Source organism: Paenibacillus etheri, assembly GCF_001012825.1.
Lineage (GTDB): Bacteria > Bacillota > Bacilli > Paenibacillales > Paenibacillaceae > Paenibacillus_AQ > Paenibacillus_AQ etheri.
The window spans coordinates 581117-598866 of the sequence record NZ_LCZJ02000037.1 but is presented as its reverse complement, the minus strand read 5'-3'; the positions used below and the strand labels follow the sequence as shown (position 1 = coordinate 598866).

General features: G+C 42.0%; 20 protein-coding genes and 1 tRNA gene. 19 read left to right on the top strand and 2 right to left on the bottom strand.

Features of this window, described 5'->3' with window-relative positions; translation table 11 throughout:
- The 6 genes from rsmG to UQ64_RS26185 all read left to right on the top strand — a co-directional run bounded on the left by rsmG (position 1) and on the right by UQ64_RS26185 (position 5557).
- The gene (gene rsmG, locus UQ64_RS26210) at positions 1–726 is read left to right on the top strand and encodes a 16S rRNA (guanine(527)-N(7))-methyltransferase RsmG (protein ID WP_060626319.1); all 726 of its coding nucleotides are present in this window, start codon (positions 1–3) and stop codon (positions 724–726) included.
- Between the two features lie 416 nt (positions 727–1142).
- Positions 1143–1958 carry a nucleoid occlusion protein gene (gene noc, locus UQ64_RS26205; RefSeq protein ID WP_060626317.1) on the top strand — a complete coding sequence of 272 codons (816 nt, stop codon included), beginning with the start codon at positions 1143–1145 and terminating at the stop codon, positions 1956–1958.
- 209 nt (positions 1959–2167) lie between these two features.
- Entirely contained in the window at positions 2168–2929 is a 762-nt protein-coding gene (locus UQ64_RS26200) for a ParA family protein (protein WP_042131728.1), read from the top strand.
- Positions 2922–3764 (top strand): ParB/RepB/Spo0J family partition protein, encoded by an 843-nt coding sequence (locus UQ64_RS26195; RefSeq protein ID WP_060626316.1) that lies wholly within the window; start codon positions 2922–2924, stop codon positions 3762–3764. The genes UQ64_RS26200 and UQ64_RS26195 overlap by 8 nt, the downstream gene beginning before the upstream one ends.
- Before the next feature lie 111 nt (positions 3765–3875).
- Complete coding sequence (locus UQ64_RS26190; protein WP_060626315.1) at positions 3876–5036, top strand: aminotransferase class V-fold PLP-dependent enzyme; 1161 nt, start codon at positions 3876–3878, stop codon at positions 5034–5036.
- Between the two features lie 20 nt (positions 5037–5056).
- A complete protein-coding gene (locus UQ64_RS26185; protein ID WP_060626314.1) occupies positions 5057–5557 on the top strand; it encodes a DUF4446 family protein in 501 nt (166 codons plus the stop codon).
- Here the strand turns inward: UQ64_RS26185 and yyaC are convergent.
- On the bottom strand, positions 5532–6137 hold the full coding sequence (yyaC, locus tag UQ64_RS26180; RefSeq protein WP_060626312.1) for a spore protease YyaC: 606 nt from the start codon (positions 6135–6137) through the stop codon (positions 5532–5534). The genes UQ64_RS26185 and yyaC overlap by 26 nt on opposite strands.
- A gap of 118 nt (positions 6138–6255) precedes the next feature.
- Here yyaC and UQ64_RS26175 point away from each other — a divergent pair, with 118 nt between their 5' ends.
- From UQ64_RS26175 to UQ64_RS26160, 4 genes are all read left to right on the top strand, one after another.
- A complete protein-coding gene (locus UQ64_RS26175) occupies positions 6256–6501 on the top strand; it encodes a putative Se/S carrier protein (protein WP_060626308.1) in 246 nt (81 codons plus the stop codon).
- Positions 6502–6523: 22 nt separating this feature from the next.
- Positions 6524–7552 (top strand): mechanosensitive ion channel family protein, encoded by a 1029-nt coding sequence (locus UQ64_RS26170; protein WP_060626307.1) that lies wholly within the window; start codon positions 6524–6526, stop codon positions 7550–7552.
- Positions 7552–7764, top strand: coding sequence for a DUF951 domain-containing protein (locus UQ64_RS26165; RefSeq protein ID WP_060626305.1), 213 nt, complete (start codon positions 7552–7554; stop codon positions 7762–7764). Before UQ64_RS26170 ends, UQ64_RS26165 begins: the two co-directional genes overlap by 1 nt.
- Positions 7765–7807: 43 nt before the next feature.
- Positions 7808–7898: transfer RNA gene (locus UQ64_RS26160), tRNA-Ser, on the top strand.
- Positions 7899–8279: 381 nt separating this feature from the next.
- Here UQ64_RS26160 and UQ64_RS26155 read toward each other — a convergent pair.
- Positions 8280–8477 (bottom strand): YjzC family protein, encoded by a 198-nt coding sequence (locus UQ64_RS26155; protein WP_042131720.1) that lies wholly within the window; start codon positions 8475–8477, stop codon positions 8280–8282.
- A gap of 215 nt (positions 8478–8692) precedes the next feature.
- Between UQ64_RS26155 and rpsF the strand changes: the two genes are divergently transcribed.
- From rpsF to UQ64_RS26110, 9 genes are all read left to right on the top strand, one after another.
- Positions 8693–8977 carry a 30S ribosomal protein S6 gene (gene rpsF, locus UQ64_RS26150; protein ID WP_036677776.1) on the top strand — a complete coding sequence of 95 codons (285 nt, stop codon included), beginning with the start codon at positions 8693–8695 and terminating at the stop codon, positions 8975–8977.
- 48 nt (positions 8978–9025) lie between these two features.
- Positions 9026–9532, top strand: coding sequence for a single-stranded DNA-binding protein (ssb, locus tag UQ64_RS26145; protein ID WP_036677780.1), 507 nt, complete (start codon positions 9026–9028; stop codon positions 9530–9532).
- A gap of 21 nt (positions 9533–9553) precedes the next feature.
- Positions 9554–9826: a 30S ribosomal protein S18 gene (gene rpsR / locus UQ64_RS26140; protein WP_036651767.1), complete on the top strand. Its 273-nt coding sequence runs from the start codon at positions 9554–9556 to the stop codon at positions 9824–9826.
- Positions 9827–10377: 551 nt separating this feature from the next.
- On the top strand, positions 10378–12330 hold the full coding sequence (locus UQ64_RS26135; protein WP_060626303.1) for an endonuclease MutS2: 1953 nt from the start codon (positions 10378–10380) through the stop codon (positions 12328–12330).
- A 191-nt stretch (positions 12331–12521) separates the two neighbouring features.
- Entirely contained in the window at positions 12522–14252 is a 1731-nt protein-coding gene (gene opp4A, locus UQ64_RS26130) for an oligopeptide ABC transporter substrate-binding protein (RefSeq protein WP_060626301.1), read from the top strand.
- Between the two features lie 74 nt (positions 14253–14326).
- A complete protein-coding gene (locus UQ64_RS26125; RefSeq protein WP_060626300.1) occupies positions 14327–15271 on the top strand; it encodes a D-alanyl-D-alanine carboxypeptidase family protein in 945 nt (314 codons plus the stop codon).
- Positions 15272–15585: 314 nt separating this feature from the next.
- On the top strand, positions 15586–16611 hold the full coding sequence (locus tag UQ64_RS26120; protein WP_060626394.1) for an LCP family protein: 1026 nt from the start codon (positions 15586–15588) through the stop codon (positions 16609–16611).
- Positions 16612–16804: 193 nt separating this feature from the next.
- Positions 16805–17230, top strand: coding sequence for a CBS domain-containing protein (locus UQ64_RS26115; protein ID WP_042193039.1), 426 nt, complete (start codon positions 16805–16807; stop codon positions 17228–17230).
- Positions 17231–17443: 213 nt separating this feature from the next.
- A complete protein-coding gene (locus UQ64_RS26110) occupies positions 17444–17746 on the top strand; it encodes a MazG-like family protein (RefSeq protein WP_209445886.1) in 303 nt (100 codons plus the stop codon).
- The last annotated feature ends 4 nt before the right edge of the window (positions 17747–17750 follow it).

Genomic DNA, 17750 nt, shown 5'->3' with positions numbered 1-17750 from the left:
ATGGATAATACAGAAATTCAATTCACACAGCTTTTACAGGAACGAGGTATTACACTTACAGCAGAACAATTAGAGCAATTCGATCTCTACTATAAAGAACTCGTATCCTGGAATGAAAAAATGAATCTTACTGGAATAACAGAGCGTGAGCAGGTTTACACGAAGCATTTTTATGATTCGATCTCTCTAGCTTTTTTCCTTAATATCAATGAGATAAACAATTTGGCAGATATCGGTTCGGGAGCCGGGTTCCCAGGAATTCCGCTTAAAATTTGTTTTCCACATTTGAAGCTGACGATCATTGATTCATTGAGTAAAAGGATCTCTTTTCTGCAGCATGTCTGTACCACGTTGAAATTAACTGATGTGCAATTGATCCATGGTCGTGCAGAGGATATTGCTCGGCAATTCAAGCATCGTGATGCCTATGATTTGGTGACTGCACGTGCAGTGGCAAGATTATCCTTGTTGAATGAATTCTGTCTTCCTTTTACACGTAAGGATGGAGTTTTCGCTGCTATGAAGGGAAGCGATCCTTCTGAAGAATTAAGCGAGGCAAAGTACAGCTTAAAAGAGCTTCGTGCTCAACTCGACAAAGTAGAGTCATTCAGCTTGCCTGTGGAAGAGTCAGCCCGACATATTGTCATTATTCGTAAGACAGGTGCTAGCCCTACTAAGTACCCACGAAAAGCGGGAATTCCTGCCAAAACACCACTAATCAAGTAATGTTTCACGTGAAACATTACTTGATTCGCAAATGTATTTAAGGTCATCCTCTATGTTAATGGAGGATGACCTTTTTTTGTGGAAAATAGCGAAAAAAAGACCAAATGAACATTAATTAAAAGATAAACTAAATTGATATGTTTATTGAGTGCCTATAACTATGAAAATGCAGGAAAAATAGGTCTTTACGGAGAATATGATTATGTAGAGAAAAGTGATAGAATAGCATAGTAGACTTTTAATTTTGTATATAACTCCTTCTCTGTACTCTTGTTCGAAAGAAGGAGAGATTATGATGCCTGATAGTTGCAGGCGATTTCATAATATCAGAATGTTTTTTATTGCTGTACGATACGCTTTCCGAGAAGAAGGTCAAGAAGATCGTACTATAACGAAATTAGGTGGTTATGAACGGAATGAAAGAACAATTTACCAAGCTATTTGGATTTAACGAGCGGAGCAGCGGAGAAGAAATTAAACAAATACCAGTTCATGAGGTCATTAGCAGTCCTTACCAACCACGGACGATATTCGATGACGACAAGATCGATGAGTTGTGCCAGACGATTAAAACTCATGGGGTCATTCAGCCCATAGTTGTACGTATGCGCGATTCTGTATATGAGATCATCGCAGGCGAAAGACGCTGGCGTGCGGTTAAAAAGCTTGGTTTAGAGACGATTCCAGCCATTGTTCGTGAATTCAATGATTCACAGGCCGCATCAATTGCGCTTATAGAGAACTTACAGCGTGAAGGCTTGACCTCTATTGAAGAAGCTGTAGCTTATCAGAAGTTAATTGATCTTCATCAATTGACGCAGGAAAGCTTAGCACAACGATTAGGTAAAAGTCAGTCTACCATAGCTAATAAAATTCGCTTACTCAATTTGCCTGAAGAGGTTAAGATGGCATTAATGGAGCGTCACATTTCCGAGAGACATGCACGTTCATTATTATCACTTGATAGTGTGGAAATGCAACTGAAAGTATTGGCAGAGATCATTGCAAAAGGATTAAATGTTAAACAAACAGAAGCTCGTATTGCTTTCTACAAACAAGTCTCACAAACTAAAAAATCGAAACGGGTCTCCTATACCAAGGATGTTCGTCTAGCTCTTAATACAATTCGTCAATCTATTGATATGGTGACAGGCTCAGGGATGGAAATCAAAACGTCAGAAAATGACCGCGGTGACCATTACGAGATTGTAATCCAAATCCCCAAAAGATAAATTGTTTCAAAAGCTGAAGGCGGCCTTTAGGTGATTGGCCGCCTTTGGTGTGGCTAGAACCGGGATGTGTTGGTCAAGCCTGTGATTTAAAGTTCCAGTATATAATAGTTGTCTATATTCTTCATAAAGTGTGACGCTACATCAGCGTCAGGAACATTTGTACTTGCGATCTATGAGAAGATTCTTCCTAACTATTCGAGGTGAAATAAGTGTCCAAGATTATTGCCATAGCAAATCAAAAAGGCGGTGTCGGTAAAACAACAACCTCCGTGAACCTAGGTGCCGGTATGGCTACATTAGGAAAAAGAGTGCTTCTAGTTGATATCGATCCTCAAGGTAACACTACTAGCGGCGTTGGCGTCAACAAGGCGGACGTGGCGAATTGTATATATGACATTCTTATAAATGAGGTAAATCCTCTAGAAACCATACTGGAAACTCAAAATGAAGGACTGCATATCATTCCGGCGACCATTCAATTAGCGGGCGCGGAGATCGAGCTGGTATCTACGATTTCCAGAGAGCTAAAGCTAAAGAAGGCACTGAATGCGGTTAAGAACAATTATGATTATATTATCATCGATTGTCCTCCTTCACTTGGTATTTTAACAATCAACTCTCTTACTGCAGCAGATTCAGTAATCATCCCGATTCAGTGTGAGTATTATGCACTTGAGGGTTTGAGTCAGCTTTTAAACACCGTTCGTCTGGTGCAAAAAAATCTCAACCCGCATCTGAAGATAGAGGGAGTATTATTGACTATGCTTGATGCCCGGACTAATCTGGGGATTCAAGTGATAGAAGAGGTTAAGAAGTATTTTCAAGAAAAGGTATATAGAACCATTATTCCTCGGAATGTCCGGTTAAGTGAAGCGCCGTCACATGGGCAATCCATTATTACTTATGATCCTCGCTCTAAAGGAGCGGAAGTGTATTTAGAGTTGGCAAAGGAAGTGATTTCTTATGAGTAAACGTTTAGGAAAAGGTCTGGATGCGCTGATCCCATCTTTGTCTATTAATGAAGATGACAAGGTAGTTGAGATCCCTTTGGCTCAACTGCGGGCTAATCCATATCAACCACGCAAAGATTTTAATGAAGAGGCGATCCAAGAACTAGCAGAATCTATCAGACAACATGGTGTGATTCAGCCAATCATTGTCCGTAGCGTATTGAAGGGATATGAGATCATTGCCGGCGAACGCAGATTCCGGGCTTCGCAATATTGTGGCAAAGCTACAATTCCAGCGGTCGTTAGGAATCTTAGTGATCAACAGGTCATGGAGATCGCCTTAATTGAGAACTTGCAACGGGAAAACTTAAATGCAATGGAAATCGCAGTGGCCTATCAAGGCTTGATGGATCAGTTTTCACTCACACAGGAAGAACTGTCGCTTAAGGTAGGTAAGTCCAGATCGCACATCGCCAACTTCCTAAGATTGCTTTCTTTACCTGAAGAAGTAAAAGAATATGTTTCACGTGGAACAATGTCAATGGGACATGCACGTGCAATTGTTGCTTTGAAGGATCCGGAAGTGATTAAACAGCTAGCTCAACAATGCGTGGAACAACAGTGGAGTGTAAGAGAGCTAGAAGAAACAGTGAAGAACTTGGATCGAAAACCTGCAAACGGAGTTAAAGTTAAAGCTGTTAAGCGTGACCCTTATATTGATAATGTAGAGGAAGTATTACGTGAACGTTTTAAAACAACGGTGAAAATAAAACAGGGTAAGGAAAAAGGAAAGATTGAACTGAATTACTACAGTGCTCAGGATTTAGAAAGATTGTTGGAATTATTGGGTAACTAAATGGGTATCTATGCCAAGAACATATCCTGAGATATCCTTAATCGGATAATTAGGGGTATGTTTTTTTGAGTGATTTGATTTTAAAAAGAGTATTAGACGAGGGGCGAGGTTATGGAAGACTTCGTATATCTAGATCATGCTGCTACCTCGTGGCCTAAGCCACCAGAGGTAGCGGCTGCGATGATGAGTGCTCTTCAGTCAGGAGCAAATGCTGGCAGAGGTAATTACTCGCTTGCGATGGGAAGCGGTCGAGTGTTAGTAAGAACGCGGAGTGTGCTGGCTGGATTGTTCGGTGTATCTAATGCGCAAGATATAGCTTTTACCCATAATACTACGATGAGTTTGAATATGGCGATCAGAGGGACGCTTAAAGCAGGAGATCATGTGATTTCAACGATGACAGAACACAATTCTGTGCGGCGGCCGCTTGAATACTTGCGTAAGACACTAGGGATAAAAGTTGATTATCTAAAAGTGGATCATGAAGGGCAATTGGATTTACAAGAACTCGAAAATACCTTTCAACCGAATACTAAAATGGTGATCTGTAATCACAGTTCCAATTTACTTGGAAGTATACTGCCTATTGGTGATATTGGTGATATCGTTAAATCGCAAGGTGCTGTATTTCTGGTGGATGCTGCTCAAAGCGCAGGCTCAATTGATATTGATGTTAAAAAAATGAATATCGACTTGTTGGCTTTTCCGGGGCATAAGGGACTACTTGGACCACAAGGGACCGGTGGACTCTATATATCACCTGAATTGGATCTTGAACCCTTAATGTATGGAGGGACGGGGAGTCAATCTGAAAACAGTGATCAACCCTCTGTTCGTCCAGATCGGTATGAAGCGGGAACGCAAAATACGGTAGGGATTGCCGGTTTACTAGCAGGTGTTCAAAAGGTACAATCTTTAGGGACAAAGGTTATTCATGAGAGAGAGTGGGTATTAACTCAAAGACTGATGGAGGGGTTGTTCAACATCCCTGGCATTAGAATATTAGGACCCTCACTAGGGGCTCTGAGAACCGGCATTGTATCGTTTGTAGTGGATGGAGAAGAATCGGCGAATATTGCTCATCGTCTTGATCGTGATTATAAAATAGCGGTCAGAGCAGGTATGCATTGTACCCCTCTGGCACATAAGGCTGTTGACACGCTAGAGAGTGGTGCTGTTCGGGCGAGTGTAGGCGTAGATACGACAGAGCATAATATAAGCAGAATGCTGGCTGCTATGGATGAGTTATATGGCAATGCCCGCAGCAGATGAATAAAAAGGATGGTCCATTCATGTCTGAATTGAATCAATTAATTAGTGAACAGTTGCATTGGTTTGTGTTTGCTTTTACAGTAATTATGTTGGTGCTGGTTATCACTGTGATCGCCCAGGGGGCTAAGTTGCGTACTATGCGGCGTAAATATGAGGCCATGATGGCTGGGAGCGGTGTGGAGGATCTGGAAGGCCTTCTGATTGATCTTAAGAACCAAAGCGACATGCTGGAAGAAGAACAACGTGAGCAAAAAGCGGTATTGGAAGCTACTCAAACTAAAATGCGTGTCATGAAGTCCAATATTGCGCTGAAGCGTTATAATGCCTTTGGTGAACGTGGCAATGATTTGAGCTTCTCAGTTGCTATACTGGATGACAACAGCAGTGGCATTGTATTAACTAGTCTTCATAATCGTGAGAATTCTTACATTTACTCAAAACCTATGCAGAATGGCGAATCACAGTATATCCTATCACCTGAAGAAAAAGAAGTTGTTACTCTCGCGTTGCAGCGGACCTAGCATGAAGATTCCATTGCTTTAAGGCAGAATATAGACTCGTAGCTATAATATCAGATAGTCGCATAACTAAACTTAATCGCGTGTTCTGCAATACAAAATACTCCATAAAGCCGCCGACATTAACGATTCCCGTCAAATGGATATCGCCTACCGGCGGCAATTGTTTATTTACGCCAGCACCTGGTCTTAAAGGACCTTCAACAACTTGAATGCAGCCCACACTAGTAGAATGACCTAAACAAGCGTCTATACCGATGATAAAGGGGCTACTATATCTTTCGTTGATTAGAGATAGAGTTTCTTCAAGGTTAACGGCATGAACAGGCTCTTCAAGCGTTCCATATAAATGAAACAGAGGACTATGAAAACGTGACAATGCAGTGCCAACAAGAGGACCAAGAGAGTCTCCAGTGGATCGATCCGTACCCACACAAATGACGACAATCTGGGTCTCCGGGCGTGTGCGTGCAAAGTGAAAAAGTAGTCGGTGGGTAATCGCAGAATAGATATCCGGATCTGTATGTGATATTTTTAAACAAGACGTTTCTTGCGCTGATGTAGCTTTGGATGAAAAATTCATACCATCTTCCTTTCTGAAGCTGATTCTATTTGATGGTATCTAGTATATGGATAGAAGAGGGGTTTTATACTACAGCGGCAAGAGATAGGACGATAATCCTATGGGAGGCGTAACGTATATGCAGGAAGAGATGTTGATCGCGTTTGACTCTACCCAGCAGGCGCTTCGTGCTGAAATGCTACTTGAGTATGCAGAAATTGAAATTGATATATTTCCAACCCCGAAAGAGATCACGGCAGGGTGCGCGATATCGATTCAGTTTTATCAAAGTGCGCTGGGAGAGGTGCAGAAGATTGTAACTGAGCAGAATATCGAAATACGCGGTATTTACGGAAAGCACAACGAGAGCTACATACTGATTTGAGAGGTAGGGAGGAATACACGATATGAATAGGTGGATATTGGAGGCGACTACTCCCGATGATGCGGTGAAAAATGCTTTGCGGTTTAAAGATAAGGTGTGGAATTGGTTTACCAATGCAGATATGTGGGCCAATGTCTTATTCTCAGGATTGCGAATTCTTATTATTTTTCTCTTAACTAGGGTTATTATTAAAATTGTTTCTAATATTATTGATCGTTCGCTTGAGCGTAAAACCGGAGGCAGAATTCTGTCTAACACACGAAGGTTTACAACGGTAGGGGAATTGATGAAAAATGTAGTCACGGTTATCTGTAATTTTGTGATGATCATGCTCGTTCTTTCAGAGTTCCACTTCGATTTGGCACCTTTGTTGGCCGGAGCGGGTGTGCTTGGTTTAGCAGTAGGTTTTGGAGCACAAAGTCTGGTGAAGGATGTTATTACAGGGTTCTTTATTATTTTAGAGGATCAATTTGCGGTAGGTGATGTAATTCAGACGGGCACTTATAAAGGGACTGTGGAATTAATCGGATTGCGAACAACAAGACTACTTAGCACTACCGGCGAGGTATTTATTATCCCAAATGGCTTAATTACAAATGTGACTAATTATTCTCTTTACAATGCATTGGCTGTAGTTGATGTTCCTGTGAAAATGGAGCGAAGCTTGGAAGCCACGTTAGGATTAATTGGAGAGGCGCTAAAAGACATAGAAGAGCGTAACTCCAATGTGCTTGCTTACCCTAATGTGCTCGGTATACAGTCCATGAGTACCTCGGAATATGTGATTCGTATAGCAGCCAGCTGTGCTCCTAATGCAAGAGAGGCAGCGGAAAGACAAATTCAAAACGACATAAAACAGGCATTAGAGAAACAGAGCATGCTGGAACAGGCTCAAGCTGAAGAGGAAGCACGTAAGAAAGCAGAAGCAGAGGCAAAAGCCGAAATAGATCTTGCGAAAACAGAACATGCACTGGAAGTGACAGAGTCGGCAAACACTGGATCAAGACGGCAAATCGCAGCTACACAAGAAGGAGAAGAGGGGGAAGAATAGTGGAACGAAAAGTTTTTCAGCTTGGGGATATAGTGCAGATGAAGAAGCAGCATCCTTGTGGATCGAATGAAATGGAAATTATTCGCATGGGGATGGACATCCGAATTAAATGTACAGGCTGTCAGCATAGTGTTCTGATTCCCCGTGCTAAATTCGAGAAGAATATGAAGAAGGTACTGCGCTCTGTGGAGGGAAAAACAGACAATAATTAAGCTTGCAAATGGCATGTCTGCATGATACAATTATTTTTGCTGCGGAGAGGTACCCAAGAGGCCCAAGGGGGCTGACTCGAAATCAGTTAGGCGTGTCACAGCGTGCGTGGGTTCGAATCCCACCCTCTCCGCCACTTCAGCATAATATAACATTTAATGAATCCTTCGTTCCTGTAACGGAGGTTTTTTTGTATTTACAATAACCGATAAACAGATAATATATAACGCAAAAAGAAGGGCCCTTTCGGGTCCTTCTTCAGGAGGCAGTACATCAATGATGTTGGAATTTCTCTGGTTATAGCGACTAAAGTGATTTAGGCGTTGCTGAGGCTAATGCTTTTTTAAGGCAATTACCCACTACTCTTCCCAGCTTACAATAGATGCTGAATCAGATCTCCTGTGATTGTGTTCGTCTACGACGGCCAACGGAACCACACCTCTCTTTTGTACTGCCTGAGTATAGTATGTGTAATGTCGATTTTTTTATACACATTTATTTTTAAAATATGCTTAAATTAATGTACCCGTGCTTTTTCAACCTTTTTCCACTTTCGATTTTTGTTGGTGGTTTCAGGGAAGGTGTCCCCTTTTTCCATTTTGATGTGCTGTGGATTTGAAATCTCAGTATGGAAGCTTCGCGCTTCGCCTACCTCTGTGTACATGCCTGGATTGGGGGCTTTGTCGCCTTCTTCATATTCCGTCTTCTCACCCATCATTATTCCTCCTTTTTTAGTGTAGATGAATTCGTAATTATTGTGCGCAGGTAGTGATTTTTTCATGTAAAAAGAGGAGGAGGAGTTGTCTTGTATTAATATTGCTTGCACTCTGCTGCTCATTTTGGTATATTAATCAGGTGCGAGTCTATGTTTGTGCTCGTTCCTTGCTCCTGACGTGATTAGGGGCCTCAGACCATAAGGAGGTGAAAATTATGCGCAAATATGAAGTGATGTACATTATTCGTCCTGACATTGAACAAGAAGCCGTTCAAGCAGCAGTCGATAAATTCCAAGGCATCATCTCCAATGGCGGGGAAATTACAAAGCACGAAGTGCAAGGTAAACGCCGTCTTGCGTATGAGATCAAGAAATTCCGTGATGGCGTTTATGTTTTGGTTAACTTCAATGCAGAACCTGCAGTAGTTACTGAATTAGAACGTCTTATGAAGATTTCTGACGAAGTTATTCGTTATCTCATTACGAACGACGTTGCTTAAGATCTTGACAAGCTTTGTAATGAATCGCTCTAAAGGAGGGGACCAGAATTGTTGAACCGTATCATTTTGATCGGACGGTTGACCCGTGACCCGGAACTTCGTTATACTCCCGCTGGTGTTGCCGTAACGCAATTTACGCTAGCCGTAGATCGTAACTTTACGGGCCAGAACGGTGAACGTGAGGCAGACTTCATCCCGGTTGTAACCTGGAGACAGCTAGCAGAAACCTGTGCCAATTACTTGCGCAAAGGTCGTCTGACAGCAGTGGAAGGACGCATCCAAGTGCGGAATTATGAGAATAACGAAGGCAAACGTGTATACGTAACTGAAGTTATTGCTGATAATGTTCGTTTCCTGGAATCTTCACAGAGCCGTGAAGGTGGAAATACTTCAAGTGGTGCAAGTAGTATGCCTGAAGAGCCAGCATATGGTGGCGGTGGTAACGCTGGACGCGGAAATAACAACAATAATTTCTCGCGTAACAACAATACTCAAGATCCTTTTTCGGGCGATGGTAAACCGATTGATATATCGGATGATGATTTGCCATTTTAATTAGGAAGGACTGAAAAGAATATGGCTTTTAAACCAAGAGAAGGCGCCGACAACGACAAAAGACCGGCACGTCGTGGTGGACGCAACAAGCGTAAAAAAGTTTGCTTTTTCACTGTGAACAAGATTACTCACATTGATTATAAAGATACCGAACTTCTTAAGAAGTTCATCAGCGAACGTGGAAAGATTTTGCCACGCCGTGTAACAGGTACAAGTGCAAAATACCAACGCGCTCTTACCATTGCTGTAAAACGCTCGCGTCAAATCGCGTTGCTTCCTTACACAACGGAATAGGACGTTTTATAAAAGCAGTCGGGAAACCGGCTGCTTTTTTTGTGCATAGAAAATGGAGTACAGATAGATGGATGAGCATGAAATCGCGTCATTTGGGCGTTGAACCGTTTGACGTTCGATTGGTTATGTGTTAAATTACAGCTATCCTATAACTAAAGGGGAAATTTTGATGTTGGTGACCGTTCTTAACTAGCAATTTCATAACACTTGATTAGGAAGGCTTTAGCAGGCTCGTCATGAGGCGATTACGTGCTCTATTTGAGTTCGTTTTACGCAGCAGTCTGTTGTTCCTTACGGGTGGATGATTTAGTTAAGAACACACGAAGCGTCAAATGGCCTCTTTACGGCTGTTGTTCTCTTTGTAATTAACCGTGCTCTTATTGCACGGTTTTTTTGTTTTTTGGCACCTGTTGTATTGCGGGGGGCCTTAGAACGATAGGAGGCATCAGTATAAAAAGAAGGGCAAGGACTGCCATAGTGGCATTCTTTGCCCTTCTTTGCGTTAGGGAGAATTAGGTCCAAACTAATAGAGATTTGAAGGAGGATTTGCTGTGAATTTACAAAGTCTAAACACACTGGAATACGAAATCATTAAAACCGAGCTTGGGCGCCACGCAGTATCTTATGTGGGAAAAAAAGCTGTAGAAGAGCTTATGCCAATGACTTATTTGCCGACAATTCAAAGAGCAATGGAGGAAACTTCTGAAGCTAAAGAACTGCTGGAACGAGGATCGAGTGTACCCATTCCTTCATTAGAGGGCATTGAGTGGATTATGTCTTTAATGGGAACTGGATATTTGTACAGTGAGCAAGATTTCACTGCAGTTGCTACATTTCTTAAGAGCTGTAGTCAATTACGCAAATATATGGCCTCTAAAGAACAAAGCGCTCCACGAATTGCTGCGTATGCTTCTTCATTGATGGAATTAAATCATGTGAGGGAAGCTATTGACCGCTGTATCCGTTTTGGTGCGATTGATGATGGAGCGAGTAAGGGGCTTGAGCGAATTCGTAAACGGATCGTAGTGGCTAAAGAACGTCTTCATAAAAAAATTGAAGGGATTATGTCACGCCATCAATCGATTTTGCAGGAGAATATTTATAGTCAGCGAGGTGGGCGTTACGTTATCCCCGTAAAACGGGAATATCATAAGCAAATAAAAGGATCAGTCCTTGACCAATCCACAAGTGGACAGACGGTATTTATCGAACCAGATGAGATCGCTGCCCTCCAGATTGAGCTTGATTTGCTATTAGGAGAAGAGGCGCGAGAAGAAGCTGTTATCCTCAGCATGCTGACTAGCTTGGTAGAACAGGAACAGAATGCTCTAAACCTTAATATTGAGGTTACAGGCACTTATGATTTTATTTTTGCCAAAGCCAAATATGCACGAACGCTGGGGGCATCTGCTGTTGCTCTGAATGCGAAAGGTTATCTAAAGATGAACGGAGGCAGGCATCCCATGCTGAAGGGGATGATCCCGATCAACCTGGAGGTTGGTAAGGGTTATAAATCTCTCATCATTACAGGCCCAAATACAGGTGGCAAAACGGTGGTTCTCAAGACACTGGGGCTGCTGACGATCATGGCTCAATCAGGGATGTTGATTCCGGTCGAGGAGGGTAGCGAATTTACTATTTTTACGGATGTGATCAGTGTAATCGGCGACGGACAAAGTCTGGCACAATCACTTAGTACGTTCTCCGCGCAAATGAAGAGTATTGAGGGAATGCTGAGAGATGCATCTAAAGGGGTGCTGCTGCTCATTGACGAGCTGGCGGCTGGTACGGATCCAGGGGAAGGTATTGCGCTCTCTATCGCGATTCTGGAAGAGCTGAGCCGTAAAGGGGCGAATATTATTGTTACCACACATTTTAATGAGCTAAAAGCCTTTGCAGCCGCAACGACTGGCTTTCAAAACGCACGCATGGAATTCGATAAAGAATCGCTACAGCCGTTGTATCGATTGACGATTGGAGAAGCGGGGGAAAGTTACGCTCTGCAGATCGCTAAAAAGCTGGGGATACAGGATAACGTTATTAAGAGATCATGGGAAATCGTAGAGGCGCAGCAACAAAGGCTACAGAAAGGCAGCGGAGAGGCATGGGGAAGTCTTTTCAGCAAAGATGGAGAGCAAGGAAATGCTGCTCTTACAGTAGAGGAACATGAGAACGTAGAAGAAGAGGCTACACAATCCGTCCGCAGCAAGGAGAAGCTGGTCCAATTTGAAGTCGGGGATGCAGTTGTGGTAACTTCACTCGGCCGGACAGGGATCGTATATGAGAAGAGAGATCCTTTAGGAATGGTTGGAGTGATGATCCAGAAGCAAAAAATGAAAATAAACCATAAGCGGTTGAAGCCTTACCTTTCAAAAGATGAGCTATACCCAGAGGAATATGACTTTGATATTATCTTTGAGAGTAAGGATACTCGTAAAAAGCGCAAATTGATGCAGCGGAAACATGTAGAGGGTTTGAGGATTACGCATAGAGATGAAGAATAAATTCAATGAAGATCTGTCCAAGAGGCAGGTCTTTTTTTATATATATAACGAAATATGTGAATTTCAAGCAGGAGTAAAGGCCTAGGGCTTAGAAGTTATTGTAACCGCCATAAAACTTTGTTACAGTAAAAATATTTATATTCCATACCTTAAATGTAGATATATGTTCAACTAGAGAAGGGAAGAAACACATGAATAATAAGAAAATATGCAGGTTGTTGTTAACGCTGCTCGTGATGGCGACCTTATTGTCAGCATGTAGTAGAGCAACTTCCAGCAGTCATTCATTATCTTTGCGACATAATTCGGCAGAGGATAAGCCACAGGCTGGTGGAGTAGTTACCTACGGATTCTCCTCACCGTTTACAGGCTTGTTTGAGCCTGCTTTTTATGAAGGTGAAGATGATTTTCATGTGCTGGAGTTTATTACTGAGCCGATGTTTAATATAAATGATGAACTAGTGACGGTTCCTAATATCGCATCTTGGCAGGAATCTGATGATCATAAAATATTTACCTTTAAAATCAAACCGGGAATCCGCTGGCATAACGGTGATGAATTAACGGTGGAAGATTGGAAATTTGCGATTGAAACTATCGCTAGTCCAGATTATACGGGTGCGCATTATTATAGTGTTGAGATGATTCAGGGTGCAGAAGCCTATCATAATGGAGAAGCGAAGGCTATATCCGGCTTGAAGGTTATAGACCCCTATACTTTGAAAATAACTGTAACTGCTGCACAGGTAAACACTATCGATAGTCTGTGGCCTTATCCGATGAATAAAAAATACTATACTGGAGTCGCTGTTAAAGATATGCCCGAGAGTGACCAAATGCGAAAATCTCCTATTGGGATTGGCCCTTTTGTGGTTGAACATATTCAGCCTGGCGAGAGGGTAGAAATGAAACGTTTTGATCAATACTATAAGGGCAAGGCGCTATTGGATGGCGTAGTGTATAAGGCATTTGATGATAAGGAAGTGACTGAACGCTTTCAAAAAGGAGAAATTGATATAGAGTCAGCCCCTCGGGATGCTTATGATAAGCTAAATAAACTGGAGAATATAAACATTCTGCAAACTGCTGAGCTAGGCTATGAATATATAGGTTTTAAATTCGGGCATTGGGATACGAAAACCGAGACAATCGTAATGGATAACCCTAAATTTGAAGATAAAAGATTACGCCAAGCTATGTACTATGCGCTAGATCGTGAAGGGATCATTAAAGCATATTCCCACGGACTAGCTGAGCCTGTTGAGACACCAATATCTAGTACAAGCTGGGCGAAGATCCCTGATACTGAGATTAATGATTATCAATATAATCCCGCTAAGGCTAAGGAACTGCTGGATGATGCTGGGTTCTTAGATCTAGACGGTGATGGATTACGGGAAGACGCAAAGGGCCAGAAGCTGATGATCCATTTTGATTCTATGCTAGGCAGCCAAACAGCAGAGCTACGTACGAATGCTATTTTAAGGAATTGGCGTGATGTTGGACTCGATGTACAGCTAAACGGTGGAGCATTAAAGGAATTCCACACCTTCTACGATGCAGTGGAAGCCGACGATCCGTCTATCGAACTATTTTACGGAGTATGGGGGCTAGCGAGTGATCCCGATCCAACAGGTCTATGGAGAGAAAATGATCTATGGAATTATCCACGTTGGTCTTCAGAGCGGAATGAAGAGCTGATTCGTGAAGGCGTAAGTATGAAGGCGTACGATATGGATTATCGTAAAGAAATATATTATGAGTGGCAGAAGCTGGTCAATGAAGAGGTACCTATGATCTTCTTTGCTGAACGTAAAGCCATTGTTCCAGTAAATAAGCGCCTTCAAGGCGTTCGTGTGAATTCTATAAGTACGATTATCGACCCTTATAAATGGTGGATTAAGGAAGAGGACGAAAAATAAAATAATAATTTTTTGTGAAAAGTGAAATCAAATTGTAGTTTCATTCGTCATATATAGTATGGAGGATGACAACGATGAAGAAACGGATAGTAGTGGGGACAATTGCAGTTGTTTTAGTCGTTGTCTTGATTGTCGTGTGGAGGCCAACTGGGCTTGGTTTTAAACCGAATATTGATGCGGAATCAGCAGTGCTTCTAGATATGGATACTGGAGACATCTGGGTGGATATAAACGGCGATCAACCCATGCCACCGGCTAGTGTGTCTAAATTAATGACAGAAATGATTGTGCTGGATCAAATCTCCTCCGGAATGATTAGATGGGAGGATAGAGTACCAATAAGTGCCTATGCAAGTAAAATGGGCGGTACTAGTCTCTCATTGAAGCGGGGAGAATTCTATTCAATAAGAGAACTATTTGAAGGAATCGCCATATACTCTGCCAACGATGCTACTGTTGCATTGGCAGAGTATATGGCTGGTTCAGAAGACTCTTTTGTGCTAATGATGAACGACAAGGCACGTAATCTAGGTTTATCTTCCAATACAATATTTACTAACGCAACGGGACTATCAGGTAAGGATCTTGGTTTCACTGCTCCGAATATGCATATTAGCGGGGAGACTATGATGACAGCTCGGGATACCGCCAAATTGGCTGCCGCACTAATCTATCATCATCCGGATATTCTTAATATTTCTAGCCGTACACAAATGCATTTGAAGAATAAGGGGCTATATGTAAGTAACAGCAATTTCATGCTGCCGGCTATGGGTGGCATTTACGCTTATGAGGGTACAGATGGTTTAAAGACTGGACACAATAATCGTGCAGGATACTGCATTGCAGGCTCGGCTCAGCGGGATGGGCATAGGCTTATTGCAGTGGTTATGGGGGCAAAAACTTATGAGAGCCGATTTGAAGGAGCAGCCAAATTATTTGATTACGGATTTTTCCGCAGTTTACAATCCGGAGATCGGGTTAAACATATGATGAAACCGCTCAGAACTAGGAACTAAAGTTGGAGCGCCATACCAGTATTTATTACTTGGTTTGGTGCTTTTTCCCTATTCATGTCGTTATTTGTGGTTTCTTTTTATCCGTTTAGTGATTACAATAGAAATATTGTTTTAGTCCACATTATCTTAGAACCGCCAAAACTTTTTTTCTATAATTTTGAATGACCTGAATTTCCTGAAAGGGGGGACAATAGAATATTGGAATAAGGGACAGCCGATCGCCGTGAGAAATAAAGTCATGACTGCCTGATAAAGATTCAGGAAGCATTATATATATGGCAAGCAATTATTCTACAATAAAGAAGGAATCAAAGATGAAAAAAATAAAGAAAAGATATATCGCCCTCATTGTTCTTGTTGTTATTATAGCGGGAGGATTCCTGTTTCGTAATTCCCTGGCTGTATTAGCTTTCGACCTCTTTTTATCTGATCGGGTTGAAACTAAGCTAAAGGAAGAATCTTACCAACCCCTTAAGGATGATAACAAGGTTAAGCCAGAACCGGTTGTGTACACGAGCGATCCGTTCTCAATTATGCTCTTAGGTACCGATCAACGCGATAATGAAACGGCACGTTCAGATACCATGATGTACGCTGTTGTTCGCCCAGAGGACTATAAGATCCTGCTTATTTCTATTCCGCGTGATACGTATACGGAAATAATAGGTCATAAGGATAATAAAAAGGATAAGATTACACATGCCTATGCTTTCGGGGGGCAACAGATGGCCAAGGATTCCCTAGAAGCGCTGCTCGGTCATGATATCCAATATTATGCCACAATTAATTTCCAAGGACTCAAGGATGCGGTAGATGCTATTGGAGGCGTTCCGCTGCCGATTAAGAAAGACATTGTGAACAAAGGTAAGGATCATGAAAAGTTTACAATTGAAGCTGGAAAGTCGCTTTATAACGGGCAAGAAGCGCTGAACTATACACGTTATCGTGAGGATAGTGACTTTAACCGCACCAAGCGTCAACAAGTTTTTATTGATGTTGTAGCTAATAAAATGTTATCGATCAGCCAAATTGGTAATATTCCGAAGTTGCTGGATATCATGGGAGATAATTTCAAGACCGATATAGAGCCTTCAATGATCATTAGTCTGGCCAAGAAATTCATGGGCGGAAAAGGCATGGATATCTCAAGCTTCACAGTTATGGGTGAAGGTAAACGTATGGATGGTGTTTATTACGATATCGTTGATGAAGAAGATCTGAGCGAAGCTAAGGCGATGATTGACAACTGGATGAGTGCAGGAACACCTGTAGATCAACTAATTGAGCCTGGAAAAGCAAGTAATGCACTGGAGCCTAAATCAACAGCAGTTACGCAATAATTCTAAAGTGGAATTCAAACTCATATAATTAATTGCAGCAGCCATTCACATTCTTATGGCTGCTGCTTACTGTCTTCATGCTATAATGTATTGGAACTATTATTAAGCTGCCACGTATTAATAATTTTGCATGGCAGTAAAAGGAAGTTAAAGAACCGTAATTCCTTCGGAACTCTTTGAGGAGGATCAAGAGATGAATATTGCATTTTTTTTACTTCCGAAACAGGAAGTCGCTTGCGTAACGATCGATTCAACGCTACGCCAAACGTTGGAGAGGATGGAGTATCACCGTTATACTGCTGTCCCTATTCTGAACCGAAATGGAGAATATGCTGGTACGGTTACAGAGGGTGATCTGCTCTGGTACATGAAGGAATCCGAGGGCAAGGTTACTTTCGAGAACGCTTCAAAATTCTTACTTAAAGATTTGCCGTTGAGGATGAATAACAGACCTGTCTCGATTGATGCGGATATGGAAGATCTGATTAATTTGGCTAAGGTACAGAACTTTGTTCCTGTAGTCGATGATATGAACCGGTTTATTGGCATCGTTCGCCGGAGTCAAGTCATAGAATATTGCGAGAAATTTGTATCAAAACAATCACAGGAGTCATTATAGCCCAATTTATTCGCGGGAATAGAAGCAATCGGAACAAGGCCTGTATTTCCGGCGATAACGGAAAGCAGGTCTTTTTTTAAAATGTAAGAAGTACTAGTTCATCCCTGGATGAAGCATACTTAAGGTACGCGGGGCGCCCTTGTGTGACACGGAATTTTTTATGCTATAATGGAGAATAAAGCTTTTTGCCGGAGGTAGAGAGACGTGTCCAATGTGCCGAAGGATCTGGATGTCGCTAAACGCGCCAAGGTAATTGAATGGTTAAAAACAGAAGTGATTGACCAAGTTTCACGGTTATTTAAAGCGTTATGGGAAGGCAGTACTACCCGTGTGGGCGACAGCCTCGCTAGTTTGATTATGAGCTCTTATATTTTGGGCCGCAGACTAGGGATTCCCTATCGTCAATTAGATGACTTGCTACTCGAGAAGCTCAAAAAGCATAAGCAGGAAGGGCATCAACTGGAAGAATGGTATCAGGATATATCTGCTTTAGAAGAACATATGCGTAAGAGGTGAATAC

Coding starts and splice junctions, on each gene's coding strand:
- opp4A (WP_060626301.1), top strand. CDS start 12,522: ATGAATAATAAGAAAATATGCAGGTTGTTGTTAACGCTGCTCGTGATG.
- UQ64_RS26185 (WP_060626314.1), top strand. CDS start 5,057: ATGTCTGAATTGAATCAATTAATTAGTGAACAGTTGCATTGGTTTGTG.
- rsmG (WP_060626319.1), top strand. CDS start 1: ATGGATAATACAGAAATTCAATTCACACAGCTTTTACAGGAACGAGGT.
- rpsF (WP_036677776.1), top strand. CDS start 8,693: ATGCGCAAATATGAAGTGATGTACATTATTCGTCCTGACATTGAACAA.
- rpsR (WP_036651767.1), top strand. CDS start 9,554: ATGGCTTTTAAACCAAGAGAAGGCGCCGACAACGACAAAAGACCGGCA.
- UQ64_RS26125 (WP_060626300.1), top strand. CDS start 14,327: ATGAAGAAACGGATAGTAGTGGGGACAATTGCAGTTGTTTTAGTCGTT.
- UQ64_RS26115 (WP_042193039.1), top strand. CDS start 16,805: ATGAATATTGCATTTTTTTTACTTCCGAAACAGGAAGTCGCTTGCGTA.
- noc (WP_060626317.1), top strand. CDS start 1,143: ATGAAAGAACAATTTACCAAGCTATTTGGATTTAACGAGCGGAGCAGC.
- UQ64_RS26175 (WP_060626308.1), top strand. CDS start 6,256: ATGCAGGAAGAGATGTTGATCGCGTTTGACTCTACCCAGCAGGCGCTT.
- UQ64_RS26155 (WP_042131720.1), bottom strand. CDS start 8,477: ATGGGTGAGAAGACGGAATATGAAGAAGGCGACAAAGCCCCCAATCCA.
- UQ64_RS26120 (WP_060626394.1), top strand. CDS start 15,586: ATGAAAAAAATAAAGAAAAGATATATCGCCCTCATTGTTCTTGTTGTT.
- UQ64_RS26195 (WP_060626316.1), top strand. CDS start 2,922: ATGAGTAAACGTTTAGGAAAAGGTCTGGATGCGCTGATCCCATCTTTG.
- UQ64_RS26190 (WP_060626315.1), top strand. CDS start 3,876: ATGGAAGACTTCGTATATCTAGATCATGCTGCTACCTCGTGGCCTAAG.
- yyaC (WP_060626312.1), bottom strand. CDS start 6,137: ATGAATTTTTCATCCAAAGCTACATCAGCGCAAGAAACGTCTTGTTTA.
- UQ64_RS26170 (WP_060626307.1), top strand. CDS start 6,524: ATGAATAGGTGGATATTGGAGGCGACTACTCCCGATGATGCGGTGAAA.